The following is a 15,084-nucleotide window of genomic DNA, read 5'->3' as shown; positions in this document are numbered from 1 at the left end:
TCAATATCAAAAATAAATGGGGCTATCTCAAAGCCAACTTAACTTTACGTTTTTGCCAACATCCTAAGCCGTCGGGCAACGTTTCATTAATCAACAAGTAGGAGTGGCTGACATGGGTCACTTTGCCATTATTGCGTCCAAGGTATTGACCCGGCTTAACTTTATAGACGGTGCCATTGGGAGCCTGAACAAGGCCAGAAACCGTGTTATCCATGCCCATGACACCTTTCAAACGTAATTGGCTTAATGGGAATTTTTCTAATTTACCAGTTCGCCTTCTTGAGGGCGGTTGCCAACAATCTTTTCTTGCAACTGGCTGAGTCGCGATAGTGGCTTCTTTGGGTAATTCAAAGGGTGCACGCTGTACTTCCGGTGCGTACGTGACTGCAACATATTTGTCTGCGGGCTTAAGCTTCTCGACCTCTCGACGCGCCTGTGTTTCCACTCCTCGAATAAAATCCGTCAATGATTCATCATTCGCCTGGCAACCCATCAATAGAGAACCCATCAGTACCAGCAACAAAGACTTACTTGTCATTTTTCGTCTCCTCCGGCTTAAACTGATAGGTGTTAGCGCGCACCCGAAAGTGCAGGGTTTCACTCTCTTGGCTGACACGTTGCCAAGTCACATCTTTAAACGTGATGATTCGAGGTAGCGTCGCTATCGCCTGAGAAAAATGGCCGATGTCATGAAAGTCGCCCGTTAACTCTATGTTTAAAGGAAGACGATAAAGGAAGTGCTCTGATTGTTTTTCGCCCCAGTCGATTCGGGTGAAAGTCAGCTTATTGTCGATGCCAAGCTCATTCACTGAAGCGAGCATTGTAGCCAGCTCTTTTTGCGCAGGCAGTTGTTGCAGTAATAACTCGTAACGAGTGGTAAGTTCATCCAATTGAGATTGAAGCTGAGGCAACGCTGCCACTTTGTTCGCTTTGATCTTCAATGCCACCTTGAGTGTCTGCTCCTGCTGGATCAAGTGATTCAACTGTTCTTCTTTCGGTTTAAGGTAAAACCAATAACCTAAGCCTTGAATCGCCATGATCAGAAGCGCGATTACTACAATCTGGGGCAACAATGGCCACTCGGCCATTTCATCTATTTCGAGATCCTGCCAATCAACCACGTTGAGCCTCCAATTTCTTCTCCGTTACTTTGAACATGAAAGACACTTTGAATGTTTGAAACTCTTTCCCAAAACGGGCTTTGCCGTGAACGATGGAATGCATTTCTACGTCGTTCAACTTGGCCGAGCGCTCCATGTTGTCCAGCATCGTGGCAAGTTTTGGAGTGCTATCTGAGATCCCAGAGATCTCAATTTCCAGATCATTCATTTTGATCTTGTCGACATATACACCTTCAGGGATAACGGCAGGCATTAAGTTCATGAACTCGGTCGTTTTGTTTCGTCCGTTTTGTAAACCTTCAACGACCTTTAGACGTTCGAGGATTTTGCTGTGCTCTTGCTCTGCAATTTTCATTGCTTCAATACGCTGGTCGAGTTCGGCAATGTAGTGAGTGAGGTAATCGAGCCGATCCTGTTGTTGATCTTGTTGGTACTCAAAAAACTTTCCAATACCCCACTGGATGCCAACAGCGACCAACATGCCTAATGCGACCAAACTGATGAAACGACGTCGGTGCTCTTCTCTTTGATTCTCTCGCCAAGGAAGTAAATTAATGCGATAAAGCACGGGCGCCTCCTAGCCAATGAATGCCACGAACGGCCAGTCCGGCTGCTGTTGAGAAATGCTGCCAATCCACAGCACGACGCTTACGCTTAGACACCTTCATCTCAAATAGCCCTAGCGGATTTAGCAATTCACACTCTAACGACAATTGTTGAGACAACTCCTCTGCGAGCATGGGAGTGGAGGCCCCTTCCCCTGATAACCAGATACCCTTGATGTTTTGTGAGCCATTGATTGAGGTATAGAGCTGCATCTGGCGCTTTACTCGCTCTATGATTTGACGGTTAAACAGCTCTGTTTTCTCCTGAGCATCATCGGACAGAAAATCGACTGGAGAAGCGCTGTTTGCTCCGCGTGTGCCGTAAGCAAACTCTTTGTGAAACAGTTCACCTTGTTCGGTAAACATGGTGAAGGAGCTCGATAAGGTGCCAATATCGAGTAAGCAGTATTTGTTTTTGTCAGGAAAGCGATCGGCGGTGAGCTTCCAGATATGACCAAGGCTTTGCGAATGCACGTCCACTAAAACAGGTTTTAGTCCGGACTTTTGTAATGCATCGACTCGGCCTTCTACCACATCTTTTCTTGTCGCAAACACTTGATAGCTATCACTGCCACTCTGCCCGCCCTCAGCGCGAAGACGAACGAAGTCTAAACTCAGCTCTTCGACAGGGAATGGCGATTGATGAGAAAAGGCTTGTATCACTGCAAACTCAACTTCACTCTCTTCAAGATTTTGTTCTATTTGCAGTTTCTTGCTAATTACCGAGTTATCAGGAACTGAAATCGCAACTTTTTTAGCGCCAAAAGGCAGTTCTTTTTTTATCTGCTTGAGGGTCTTTACAATTTCTTGATGATTTATGGTGTTATTTTCAGCGACAATACCTTCCTTTAGTAATATTTCTTTGTAACCCAACAGAGCGTAATTGTTGCCTGTGGGTTTAAGTACTACGGCTTTGAGGCTGTTATGGCCTATATCGATGCCGGTAACGATTAGCTTATCCATCTCTTACTCTCGCTCCGAAATTTCTTCGTGCAAAGGTTGTTATTAGCATCCAAATAAGAGTTAATATCTCTTATGTGCTAAATTTTTGACCTAAGAGTACAAGGGTTTGCCGTTACACAGCCTCAACCAATCAGGGATTCTCCGGTGAAGTTCATAAAGCGTTTATTATTTTTAACATTGATTTGCATAATTCTTGGAGTCACCACAATATTTGGCTTCTATCAGTACGTGAAGCCTGAATTGCCAGATGTTGCAACTCTAAAAGACGTTGAATTACAAACACCTATGAAGGTGTTTAGTCAAGACGGGAAGCTGATCGCACAGTTCGGTGAAAAGCGTCGTATTCCTGTTACTTATGACGAAATTCCTCAAGACTTAATTCACGCGCTCATCGCAACCGAAGATAGCCGTTTCTACGAGCATCCCGGTATCGACCCTATCGGCATCACTCGTGCAGCGGTTGTTGTTGCGGTTTCAGGCTCGGCTAAACAGGGTGCAAGTACGATTACGCAACAGCTAGCTCGTAACTTCTTCTTATCTAATGAGAAGAAGATCATGCGTAAGATTAAAGAGATTTTTATTGCTATCCATATTGAGCAGCTTTTAAGTAAGCAAGAAATCATGGAGCTTTATGTCAATAAAATCTTCCTTGGTTACCGCTCATATGGCTTTGGTGCTGCCGCTCAAGTGTATTTTGGCAAGAGCCTTGATGAATTGACGTTAAGTGAGATTGCAACACTCGCAGGTATGCCAAAAGCGCCATCAACCATGAACCCAATTTACTCTCTTGAGCGCGCAACAAAACGCCGTAACGTTGTATTAATGCGAATGCTTGATGAGAAATACATTACACAAGAGCAGTATGACGAAGCACGCAATGAGCCTATTGTGGCGCGTTATCATAGCGCTGAGATTGAGCTTTCCGCACCTTACGTAGCAGAGTTGGCTCGTGCATGGGCAGTAAAAGAATACGGTGAAGAAGAAGCTTACACCTCTGGCTTGAATATCTACATGACTGTGGATTCTAAACTGCAAGATGCTGCAAATACGTCTGCGGTAAATAACCTCTTGTCATACGATGAACGTCATGGCTACCGTGGTGCAGAAAGTGTGCTTTGGAAAGAAGGGGAAGCGGCCTGGGACAATGAGCAAATAGAAAAGCACCTGAAGAAACAGCCAACTTATGGTGACCTTTACCCTGCGGTTGTGACGAAAGTCGATGATAAGACCGCGCAAGTATGGGTTAAGAACCATGAAGAGCAAACCATCCCTTGGACTGGAATGCACTGGGCGCGTAAGTACATTACCGATAACCGCCAAGGCTCAACACCAAAGTCAGCGCATGATGTGCTAGCGACAGGTCAACAAGTTTGGGTTCGCGAAGTAAGTGAAACCGATGAAGATGACAACAAAACACTGAGCTGGAAACTGAGCCAAGTGCCGACAGCAAACACCGCGTTTGTTGCGATGAACCCAGAAAATGGCGCGATATTGTCGCTGGTTGGTGGTTTCAACTTTGTTCACAGCAAGTTTAACCGTGCAACCATGTCAGTGCGTCAGGTTGGTTCAAGTATCAAGCCTTTCATCTACTCGGCAGCAATTGACAAAGGACTGACTCTAGCCACTTTGATTAACGATGCGCCGATTAACAAGTGGGATGCAGGTTCTGGTTCAGCTTGGCGACCAAAAAACTCACCACCAACTTATGGTGGTCCAACACGTCTTCGCCTCGGCTTAGCTCAATCAAAAAACGTCATGGCAGTGCGTACACTCCGTGAAGTTGGCCTCGAGGAGACACGTCAGTACCTTACTCGTTTCGGTTTTGATATTAACCAAGTACCACGCTCTGAGACCATCGCACTCGGAGCTGGCAGCTTAACACCAATGAAAGTGGCACAAGGTTACTCTGTGTTTGCGAACGGTGGTTATTACGTTGAACCATTCTATGTAGAACGCGTGGAAGATGCATTCGGTGAAGTACTGTTTAAAGCCAATCCAAAGAGTGTTTGTCATAAGGATTGTCCGCAAATGAGCGAGCAGCCAGAAAATCGCTACGCTGATGAATTTGGCGAACAAGACGTCGCGATTGATGGCCTTGCAACAGACAATGCCCTTGAAAATGATGAACCTCAATATGCACCGCAAGTTATCTCTGAACAGAATGCATTCTTAATGCGTGAGATGATGTACAGCAACATTTGGGGTGGCGGTAACTGGCGTGAAGGCACAGGTTGGAATGGTACAGGCTGGCGCGCGCAAAAACTTGGTCGTCGTGATATCGGGGGTAAAACGGGTACAACGAATGATTCCAAGGATGCTTGGTACAATGGCTATGGACCTGGTGTCGTTGCCATAGCTTGGGTTGGCTTTGATGATCACTCACGTGCACTTGGCCGCACCACCGTTAACAGCAACCTAGGGCAAGGCCAAATTTCTGGTGCCGAGTCGGGTGCGAAAACCGCAGAGCCTGCTTGGATTGACTTCATGCGTGTTGCGCTAGAAGGGACGCCGGAGCAAAGTAAAAATATTCCAGAGGATATTATTCGAGTTCGTATTGATCGCAACAGCGGTATGCTAACGCACAAGGTAGATAGCACATCAATGTTCGAATACTTTGAAAAAGGCACGGAGCCTACCGAATACGCTGGCGACCGTTTAGAAGATAGTATTTATTCTTCAGGTTCTGGCGCAGAAGAACTGTTCTAAATCACAAAAGCACAAGGGAGAGCATCAAGCTCTCCCTTTTTATTTCTGCTTTTTATGCTGCAGCATTCAATGATGGATAAGAAGCCAACACCTCTTTAATCTTCGCTGCTAAAGCTTCAAACCTAGCTCGTAATGGTGAGCCCGGACGGTATACGAGCACGATATTACGCGAGGGGGTTGGGTTAACAGCTGGTACGTAGCATACGCCATCTTTTTGCTTCTCATTAGGGATAGAAAGCTGAGGCAATAACGTAATCCCCGCACCGGCAGCAACCATGTTGCGTAACGTCTCCAAGCTGGTGGCTTTAAAACGCTCATCGTCTTTTGCACCAGCGGCAAAACAAAAACCTAACGCTTGATCTCGCAGACAGTGGCCGTCTCCCAACGCTAAAACGGTTTTACCATTCAGCTCCAACATATCAACATGGTCGAGAGAGGCCCACTCGTGGTCACATGGCACTGCGACACTTAATGGCTCTTGATACACTTCGATCTCTTTAAATGGCGCAGTTTCATCAACCGAAGCTAAAACTAAGCAATCTAGTTTGCCTTCTTCCAATTGACGCACTAATTGATGTGTTTGAGCTTCGTGCAGAAATAGTTCCAACTCAGGAAATGCTTCTTTTATCTGCGGCAGAATTTTGGGTAGTAGATAAGGCCCAACCGTCGGGATGAAACCAATATGCATCGGTCCAGTCATAGCTCCGCTTTGACCGCTTGCCATATCTCTGAAGGTTTTCACTTCACTTAAGATGCGTTTAGCCTGCTCCACCAGCTGTAACCCTGAATCGGTAAACAAAACACGTCGGCTGCTTCGCTCTAAAAGCGTGGTCCCGAGTTCATCCTCTAGTTTACGAATTTGCCCACTCAATGTTGGCTGGCTAACAAAACATGCCTCTGCCGCTTTACGAAAGTGCTTATGTTCCGCAAGTGCAACTAAGTACTCAAAATCTCGAATATTCATAATTCACGCTTCGCTTCTTTAACAATAGCTAATACCTATCAAAACCATAACACCAAACGATTAGAGCTATCAAAGGATTTTTACAATAATGGGCTCAACAAAACGAAACAGAGCGACGAAAAACGCTAAGCTCTATACGCATAGTTTAAAATAGTTAAAGGAAATCATTATGTTTGTATCTAAAGAAGGTCAACAAGTCCCTCAAGTTACTTTTCCAGTTCGTCAAGGTGACTCTTGGGTGAATGTAACGACCGATGAGCTATTTAAAGGTAAGACCGTTATCGTATTTAGCTTACCGGGTGCATTTACTCCAACCTGTTCATCAAGCCATCTACCTCGTTACAACGAATTGTTCCCTGTATTTAAAGAGCACGGAGTGGATGAGATTATTTGTGTCTCGGTCAATGATACGTTCGTGATGAATGCATGGAAACAAGACCAAGAAGCAGAAAACATTACCTTCATCCCGGATGGTAATGGTGAATTCACCGATGGCATGGGTATGTTAGTGGATAAAAACGACATCGGCTTTGGCAAACGTTCATGGCGTTACAGCATGCTAGTAAAAGATGGCGTAGTGGAAAAAATGTTCATTGAGCCAAACGAACCAGGCGACCCATTCAAGGTGTCAGACGCAGATACGATGCTGAACTACATAGCGCCTGACTACAAAACGCAAGAATCCATCACGGTGTTCACTAAACCAGGCTGCCCTTTCTGTATGAAAGCGAAACAAAATCTGATTGACCACGGTCTTCAATATGAAGAAGTAATTCTGGGTAAAGACGCAACAACAGTTAGTCTACGAGCTATATCTGGTCGCACGACTGTTCCACAAGTCTTTATCGGTGGCAAGCACATCGGCGGTAGCGAAGAGCTAGAAGCGTATCTAGGCTAAGCTGTCCATAGCCTACACCCTCGGTCTCCGGTGCCTTTTGGCTCGGAGGCCAACCCTAAACCACTTCTTCTACTAGTCTAGATAAGTAGTCATCTGCCAATAAGGTGACTACTTATCCAGATTCAACTATCCAATTCACTCTCCAAGCTCAATGTAGCTAGCTTGGCTTAAAACAAAAGCGAGAGTTCACGATGAAACAAGTTAATGTCGACGTAGCGATTATTGGTGGCGGGACGGCTGGTCTTGGTGCTTATCGAGCAGCAAAAGCTCATACCAACAGCGTGGTAATGATTGAGGGCGGTCCCTACGGAACAACCTGTGCTCGTGTCGGATGCATGCCGTCTAAGCTGTTAATTGCGGCAGCAGAAAGTGTTCATCAAATCGAAAAAGCACCTGGATTTGGGATACACCCGCAAGGTGAAGTACGAATTAACGGACGAGAAGTTATGGATCGTGTAAAGCGCGAACGCGATCGTTTTGTTGGCTTTGTGCTTGAAAGTGTCGATGATATTCCCGCTGAAGACAAACTATCGGGCTACGCGAAGTTTGCCGATGACCACACTCTCATCATAGATGATCATACTCAGGTCACCGCACAGCGCATTGTTATTGCGACAGGATCTCGTCCAGCATATCCGGCAGCTTGGAATGAACTGGGTGATCGCCTAGTGATTAACGATGATGTATTTGACTGGGATGACTTACCAGAGTCCGTGGCAGTATTTGGCCCAGGAGTCATCGGCCTTGAATTGGGTCAGGCTTTACACCGCCTAGGAGTAAACGTGAAGCTCTTTGGCCTTGGAGGACAAGTGGGCCCACTGACAGACCCAGAGGTGATGGCGTATGCAGATAAAGCCTTTAAGGAAGAGTTCTACCTTGATGCAGATGTAAAAGTCGAAAGTATGAAACGCATTGCTTCGTCAGACAATGACGGCGAAGACAAGGTCGAAATCCAATTCATCAACCATGATGGTGAATTAGAAACTTTCGTTGTCGATTACGTATTGGCCGCAACGGGTCGTCGTCCAAACGTCGATAAGCTGGCGATCGAGAACACCAATGTGGCTCTCGATGAACGTGGCGTACCAACGGCGGATCACTACACATTGCAAACTTCGGTAGAGAGCATCTTCATCGCAGGTGATGCAAGTAACCAAATTCCACTGCTGCACGAAGCCGCTGACCAAGGCCGTATTGCTGGAGACAACGCAGGCCGTTTCCCAGATATTCGTGCGGGTCTGCGTCGCTCACCAATTTCAGCCGTGTTCTCCGACCCTCAAATTGCTATGGTTGGAGAAACATATAAACAACTAGAAACACGTCTAGGCACATGTGGATGTTTCGCAACCGGTGAAGTCTCGTTTGAAAATCAAGGACGTTCGCGCGTCATGCTTCGTAATAAAGGCATTCTGCATGTCTACGGAGAGCAAGGCACTGGACGTTTTTTAGGTGCAGAAATGATGGGCCCGAATGCAGAGCATCTTGCTCACCTTTTAGCATGGGCGCACCAAAATAGGATGACGATTTCTGAGATGTTAGATATGCCCTTCTATCACCCAGTGATTGAAGAAGGCGTCCGCACCGCTCTACGTGATTTGAATGCAAAACTACACTTAGGGCCAGAAATGGTGAAACATTGCCTTGACTGCGGCCCTGGCTGCTAACGCTTTCAGGCTTCTATCTAAATATAAAGCAAAGCCTCGTCATCAACGAGGCTTTGCTTTGTTACTTCGGCGCAATAAAATCTCTCTTACGCTGCCATCATTGCATAGCGGCTGACCATATAAATCGCGACAACACCGATCATAAAGAACCCACCAGCGATACTCAGCGCAAGTTTCAACTCTGTCGACATCATTATATTTCCTGTTAAAGACTGACAGCACACCATACATCAATTACGTGCCACAAAGCTTTTACAAAGCTAACTTTCCATTTTTGGTTGTGTCATGGCGCTCTAAGCCCGTGTAAGAAACGCTTTCCACCATTTAGTTAGATATATAATCTGAAGCAACACTAATGGTTTGGAAAACACTATGACTTGTCGCCGCTGCGAGGAACATTGGTTTTGGAAAAAACTTGGACGTTGCCAACGATGCTTGGATCAATTGACGGTACTTTCTGTACTGTGTTGGATTGTGTGGTGGTTTACGCTCAAAGATGATCCACAAAGCATCGAGTCGATCGCTTTGATCTTTGCCGGCTTCGCTTTCAACGTTTTGTTGTTTCTACACTTATGGATGCGTTTTGTCATCTTGCCTTGGCAACGTCGAAAGGGACAAAAAAAGGCCAATAAAAAAGAGAAAAGTGACAGATAGAAAAAAGCCCCAAAACCAATGTCAGTTCTGGGGCTCTCTTAGATTCTTCTAAGAAAAAGCAGTGGTACTTTAATAGACCGGGCTTCCTCTCAAAGGTTCCAAATTTTTTCGATTTTTTTAGCGAATACTGATGTAAGTAAACAGGAAAATGACTATGTCATTGAATGCTAATAAAATCACTCCACAACTTCAGTTCATGCCACATGCGTTTTTTGGATCACTTGCTCCATTAAATTGATCTCAAGCGCTACCTCATCACATGCATGTTGACGTGGGCACTGATCGCAATCTTTCAGAACTTTCTCCGGCAGTAATGACTTCGATGTAGGTAAAAAGCTTTGCTTCATAAAGAACTCAGGCGTTCGCGTTAGAACAAAGACTTTCTTGATCGCCATCTGGCGCGCTTTCTCAACCAAATAGTTCACAATCGCACTGCCCTGCCCTTGGCCTTGCCAGCCCGCTTCGATACCAAGAGAGCGTATTTCTGCCAACCCTGAGTCATACACATATAGAGAAGCGCAACCCGTCACTTCACCATGATGCTCAGCCACCGCAAAAGAGCCAATATCTCTCACGAGCTCATTACGAGAGCGCGGAAGATTCTCACCAAGGTTCGCCCAGTAAGCAACCATACCTTCCAACGTTTCAATGTCCGTCAAACGTGCAGGACGCACTTTCACCGCCGAGCTGTCACGCTGGCTCAGGCGCTTATCCGCTTGTTCTACCGCGTAAGCGACCTGGTGAGGCGAAACACCACCCAAAGCACAACGCTTTTCCAAACACGAATCGATAGTCAGGATGTCATACACATCCGCTTCAATGACCTCTGAGAAGGCTTTTAACTCTTCGATAGACAGTTCTTCTAGCGCACAACCTTTAGCAATAGCACCAACGACCGCGACACCGACGATGTGGTGAGCTTCACGGAATGGGATGCCTTTCGCCACTAAGTAATCAGCTAACTCCGTCGAGTTTGCGTAACCTTGTTTCGCCGCTTCTAGTGTGCGCTCGCCATTCACTTTAATACCGTCAAAACACAGAGCTGCCATTTCCATGCAGTCGTTCCATGTATCTAAAGCGTCAAACAACCCTTCTTTATCTTCCTGCATGTCTTTGTTGTACGCCAATGGCAAGGCTTTAACTGTCATCATCATGCTCGATAATGCGCCATAGACACGCCCTGTCTTACCACGGATCAACTCAAGTGCATCTGGGTTTTTCTTCTGTGGCATTAATGACGAACCAGATGTCACCGTATCCGCTAACTCAATGAAGTTTGACTCGCCTGAATTGTAGAAGATCATATCTTCGGCGAGACGAGAAAGGTGCAGCATAGAAATCGAAGCCACCGACATCAGCTCCATCACATGATCACGATCTGAAACCGAATCGAGTGAATTACGCGTAGCACGGTGGAAACCGAGATTATGTGCTAATTGTTCGCGATCAATCGGATAAGCCGTTCCCGCTAACGCACCCGAGCCAAGTGGACAAGTATCGAGACGCTGTAAGGCATCATTCAGACGAGAGTAGTCACGCTCGAACATTTCAACATAAGCCAAGCACCAGTGAGCAAAGGTTACAGGTTGAGCACGCTGAAGATGAGTATAGCCTGGCAATACGGTGCCTTGGTGCTGTTTAGCAACATGGACCATTTGTGCTTGTAGGCGATCTAAAGCAATCAACAATTGCTGACCTTGCTGACGACACCAAAGTTTCAAGTCTGTGGCGACTTGGTCATTCCGAGAACGCCCAGTGTGGAGTTTTTTACCTAAATCTCCCACTTTACTGATTAGCTGCTGCTCAACCCAAGAGTGGATATCTTCTGCACCAGAGCGAAGAATTTGGTGAGGGTCTTCCATCACTTCTAACTTCAGCTCATTTAAAGCAAGTTCCAGTTTTTGCTGTTCTTCTGCCGATAGCACATCAACAGAAAGCAGAGCTTTAGACCATGCGATTGAACCTACGATGTCTTGCTCAGCCAATCGGTAGTCAAAACGCAACGAATCATTGAACTCTTTAAATCTGGTGTCTGCCGCTTGGGTAAATCTTCCGCCCCATAATGCCATTGCGTCTCTCCTGATGACTATTGCTTACTCTAACGTTCTCGAATGAGTAGTAACCAATTTGATGGTCATTTGCTCACTTTTTCTTATGGGTCAACGTTACGGCAATTTCGATAAAAAATAAAGTATAAATTCAATATTTTTACATATATATTCAAGACAAATTTAGGTACCCGCTTTTAGAAACCAAAAGACCCGCCTATAAATGGCGGGTCTTTATTCAATCCAAGATGGATGTTAAGGGATTATTTCTTCTGGCTGTTCAATGCACGAATACGGCTTGATAGCGAGTAAAGACGGATGAACCCACCTGCATGGCTTTGGTCGTAAACTTCATCTTCACCAAAAGTCGCGAACTCTTCTGAATACAAGCTGTTGTCAGAACGTTTTTGCGTGACTGTCGCTTGACCTTTGTAAAGCTTAACAACCACTTCACCGTTAACGTCTTGCGCTAGCTCTTCTGAAGCAGCAAGGATCGATTTACATAGTGGCGTAAACCAACGGCCATCGTATACAAGGTGAGACGCTTTTAGACCTAGCTCCTCACGGAACTCGAATGATGATTTGTCTAGCACAAGCTGCTCTACAGCGCGCAGCGCTTCCATCATGATGGTGCCTCCCGGTGTTTCATAGCAACCACGAGACTTCATTCCAACAAGACGGTTTTCCACGATATCGATACGGCCAACACCGTGCTTAGCGCCCTTCTCGTTTAGGTAAACCAGTGCGTTGTATGGTGTCATCGCTTCACCATCAACTTCGACCACTTCACCTTTTTCTACTTTCAGCGTGACGTATTCCGCTTCATTTGGCGCTTGCTCTGGGTCGACAGTCCACACCCAGCAGTCTTCGTTTGGTGCGTTCCACGTATCTTCTAAAACGCCGCCTTCCGTCGAAATGTGCCATGCGTTTGCATCACGTGAATAGATCTTAGTAAGAGACGCAGAGCAAGGAATGTTACGCTCAGCGAGGTAATCCAAACACTCTTCACGGCTCACTAGGTCCCACTCACGCCAAGGTGCAATCACTTGTAAGTCCGGTGCTAGTGCTGCGAATGCACCTTCGAAACGCACTTGGTCGTTACCTTTACCTGTACAGCCATGACACAGAGCGTCCGCGCCCACTTTACGTGCCACTTCAACCTGCGCTTTGGCAATGATTGGACGCGCCATTGATGTACCTAGCAGGTACTTACCTTCGTAGTACGCGCCGGTTTTTAGCGTTGGGTAAATGTAGTCTGCGACCATTTCTTCTTTCAGGTCAGCGATGTAGCATTCAGAAGCACCGGAGGCTTTTGCTTTCGCTTCAATGCCTTCTATCTCTTCGGCACCTTGACCAACATCGGCAACGAAAGCCACTACTTCACAGTCGTAGTTCTCTTTTAGCCACGGGATAATTACTGAAGTATCTAGACCGCCTGAGTATGCGACTACCACTTTATTTACGTTCACTTTGCTCATGTTTTTTCTCCAAACTTAACTGGCGCTGCGCTCGGCGGTCAGTGCCAACTACGACTTCCTAATATTGAATTCTTTTGCTGATGCTTATTGAGGCAAGAATTGAGTACCAATACTTTCACCAGCGAATAACTGTGCTAATTTTTCTGGGTAACGCCAGGTCGCGACTTCAATTGGACGGCCAAGATCATTGGCGGCCTCCAAAGCGGCTTTAACTTTGACGATCATGCCATCGGTGATCACATGTCCATCGATCAACGAGTTAGCTTGCTGCTCTGACAGGGTTTTGATCAAATGGCCTTTTCCATCTAATACACCACTCACGTCTGATAACAGGACTAACTCCGCATCTAATGCGCCCGCAACCGCGACTGCTGCTTGATCAGCATTCACATTCATCATCTGGCCATCTTTGGTTAAACCAATTGAACTGATGATCGGCAGTGCACCTGTGTTTAGCACCGCTTGTAATAGTGCTGAGTCACCCGGTGATGCTTTGCCTACCGCGCCGAGTTCTGGGTCAAGTTCTTCAACAAGACACAAACCACCATCCGCAAGGCTAAGGCCCACAGCGTTAAGACCGTCCGCAATCGCTTGACCTTGAAGTAACTTATTCGCAGTGCCTGCAAGCGCGCCTGCAATCACAGGAATTTGATCGTAAGGCGTTACGCGTAAACCGTTTTTCTTAACGGTTTCAAGCTGAAGCTTTGCCATCAACTCATCAACTAGGTAGCCACCGCCATGAACGATGGCGATTTGTCGCTGTGCCGATTTTTGGTAAGCCGCAATGGCACCAAAAAGTTGGCTTAAGGTTTGAGTGCATGATAGAGCTGCACCACCTAGCTTAATGACTAAAGGAGCTTGATTGGTTTGCGTCATCGCATTTCCCTCTTTCAACGACTACAGCAACGCTGTCAGTTCTGGGTAACCGTAATGAATATTGAGACATTGCATCGCTTGACTCGATGCACCTTTAAGTAGGTTGTCGATAGCTGAAATCACAATGATGTGTTCGCCTTGTACCTTCCAGCCGATATCACAGAAAGGGGTATTTTCGACATCCTGAATACGTGGAATACCGTCGCCTTTAAGACGCACCGCAGGCTTGCCTTGATAAGCTTGTTCAAACGCCTGTGCCACTTGTGCTTCTGTCACACCTTGCGCAAGCTTCATGGTGATAGTGGCAAGAATGCCGCGTTTAAAGTTGCCGAGGTGCGGAGTAAAAATCACATCGCAACCCAAGTGCTGAGCAATCTCTGGCTGGTGACGATGGTTAAATACACCATAAGGTTGCAAGCTCACTTCACAGAAGCTGTTAACCATGGAGGCTTTACGCCCTGCACCTGATACACCACTGGTTGCGTTGATCACTGGCCATTGGTTGGTATCAAGCAACGCATGTTCTAATAAAGGTTTGATTGCAAGCTGTGAAGCGGTTGGGTAGCAACCTGCTACTGCAATCAAAGGAGTGGTTTTTATTGATTCTTGGTTCCACTCTGCTAAGCCGTATGCTGCTTTATCTAGCCAGTTGTTATGTTGATGTTCGAAGCCATAAAAAGTGTCGTAAAAGCCTTCACTTTTCACACGGAATGCACCCGATAAATCGAATACCTGACAGCCTGCCTCCAAGAAAGTTGGGGCTAAATCATGGCTGACTTCGTGAGCCGTTGCCAAAAACACCACGTCCGATTCTTGAGCGATTTGCAGTGGATCCGTTAGTGGTAAAACTGGCATATCAATGATGCCCGCTAGCTTACCGTGCAGCTGCGCGATGCTCTTTCCCGCATCAACACTGTTGGCGGAAACGTATAAACCTGATAGCGTGAGTTGTGGGTGTTTATTAACCATTAACGCTAACTCTGCGCCGGTGTAACCGCTGGCTCCAATAATCGTGGTTTTTAGCATTGTGTAACATCCATATACTTAAAGGCTCAAATGACTATTCATATTTAATTTTTGCTTTATTTTGATTTTTTATTCATTAAA

General features: G+C 46.1%; 13 protein-coding genes. 4 read left to right on the top strand and 9 right to left on the bottom strand.

The window, feature by feature from the left end; translation table 11 throughout:
- Window positions 1–22: 22 nt before the first annotated feature.
- From R7Z49_RS20270 to pilM, 4 genes are read right to left on the bottom strand one after another with little or no spacing between them, the layout of a single operon-like run.
- Window positions 23–538, bottom strand: coding sequence for a pilus assembly protein PilP (locus tag R7Z49_RS20270; RefSeq protein WP_005382766.1), 516 nt, complete (start codon window positions 536–538; stop codon window positions 23–25).
- The gene (locus R7Z49_RS20265; protein WP_033907305.1) at window positions 528–1,121 is read right to left on the bottom strand and encodes a type 4a pilus biogenesis protein PilO; all 594 of its coding nucleotides are present in this window, start codon (window positions 1,119–1,121) and stop codon (window positions 528–530) included. The genes R7Z49_RS20270 and R7Z49_RS20265 overlap by 11 nt, the downstream gene beginning before the upstream one ends.
- Window positions 1,114–1,689, bottom strand: coding sequence for a PilN domain-containing protein (locus R7Z49_RS20260; protein WP_054577259.1), 576 nt, complete (start codon window positions 1,687–1,689; stop codon window positions 1,114–1,116). Before R7Z49_RS20260 ends, R7Z49_RS20265 begins: the two co-directional genes overlap by 8 nt.
- A complete protein-coding gene (gene pilM / locus R7Z49_RS20255; RefSeq protein WP_017821733.1) occupies window positions 1,673–2,689 on the bottom strand; it encodes a type IV pilus biogenesis protein PilM in 1,017 nt (338 codons plus the stop codon). The genes R7Z49_RS20260 and pilM overlap by 17 nt, the downstream gene beginning before the upstream one ends.
- A gap of 144 nt (window positions 2,690–2,833) precedes the next feature.
- On the opposite strand from pilM, the gene R7Z49_RS20250 reads away from it, so the two are divergent.
- Window positions 2,834–5,395, top strand: a complete 2,562-nt coding sequence (locus R7Z49_RS20250) for a penicillin-binding protein 1A (RefSeq protein WP_085570127.1) — start codon at window positions 2,834–2,836, stop codon at window positions 5,393–5,395.
- Between the two features lie 52 nt (window positions 5,396–5,447).
- On the opposite strand, the gene oxyR is transcribed toward R7Z49_RS20250, so the two are convergent.
- Complete coding sequence (gene oxyR, locus R7Z49_RS20245; protein WP_005381326.1) at window positions 5,448–6,359, bottom strand: DNA-binding transcriptional regulator OxyR; 912 nt, start codon at window positions 6,357–6,359, stop codon at window positions 5,448–5,450.
- Window positions 6,360–6,528: 169 nt separating this feature from the next.
- On the opposite strand from oxyR, the gene R7Z49_RS20240 reads away from it, so the two are divergent.
- The 3 genes from R7Z49_RS20240 to R7Z49_RS20230 all read left to right on the top strand — a co-directional run bounded on the left by R7Z49_RS20240 (window position 6,529) and on the right by R7Z49_RS20230 (window position 9,575).
- The gene (locus R7Z49_RS20240) at window positions 6,529–7,257 is read left to right on the top strand and encodes a redoxin family protein (RefSeq protein ID WP_005382781.1); all 729 of its coding nucleotides are present in this window, start codon (window positions 6,529–6,531) and stop codon (window positions 7,255–7,257) included.
- 191 nt (window positions 7,258–7,448) lie between these two features.
- A complete protein-coding gene (locus R7Z49_RS20235; RefSeq protein WP_053304156.1) occupies window positions 7,449–8,921 on the top strand; it encodes a dihydrolipoyl dehydrogenase in 1,473 nt (490 codons plus the stop codon).
- 372 nt (window positions 8,922–9,293) lie between these two features.
- Window positions 9,294–9,575 carry a DUF3624 domain-containing protein gene (locus R7Z49_RS20230; protein WP_025768083.1) on the top strand — a complete coding sequence of 94 codons (282 nt, stop codon included), beginning with the start codon at window positions 9,294–9,296 and terminating at the stop codon, window positions 9,573–9,575.
- Window positions 9,576–9,769: 194 nt separating this feature from the next.
- On the opposite strand, the gene argH is transcribed toward R7Z49_RS20230, so the two are convergent.
- The 4 genes from argH to argC form a co-directional block, all read right to left on the bottom strand.
- A complete protein-coding gene (gene argH, locus R7Z49_RS20225; RefSeq protein WP_138939166.1) occupies window positions 9,770–11,644 on the bottom strand; it encodes an argininosuccinate lyase in 1,875 nt (624 codons plus the stop codon).
- 242 nt (window positions 11,645–11,886) lie between these two features.
- A complete protein-coding gene (locus tag R7Z49_RS20220; protein WP_318111966.1) occupies window positions 11,887–13,101 on the bottom strand; it encodes an argininosuccinate synthase in 1,215 nt (404 codons plus the stop codon).
- 84 nt (window positions 13,102–13,185) lie between these two features.
- Window positions 13,186–13,977, bottom strand: a complete 792-nt coding sequence (gene argB, locus R7Z49_RS20215; RefSeq protein ID WP_005381333.1) for an acetylglutamate kinase — start codon at window positions 13,975–13,977, stop codon at window positions 13,186–13,188.
- Window positions 13,978–13,998: 21 nt separating this feature from the next.
- Complete coding sequence (gene argC / locus R7Z49_RS20210) at window positions 13,999–15,003, bottom strand: N-acetyl-gamma-glutamyl-phosphate reductase (protein ID WP_005382790.1); 1,005 nt, start codon at window positions 15,001–15,003, stop codon at window positions 13,999–14,001.
- Between the last annotated feature and the right edge of the window lie 81 nt (window positions 15,004–15,084).

This window comes from Vibrio sp. 1562 (assembly GCF_033340155.1).
GTDB lineage: Bacteria > Pseudomonadota > Gammaproteobacteria > Enterobacterales > Vibrionaceae > Vibrio > Vibrio alginolyticus.
The sequence above is the reverse complement of the archived record's forward strand: the minus strand, read 5'-3'. Positions and strand labels throughout refer to the sequence as shown.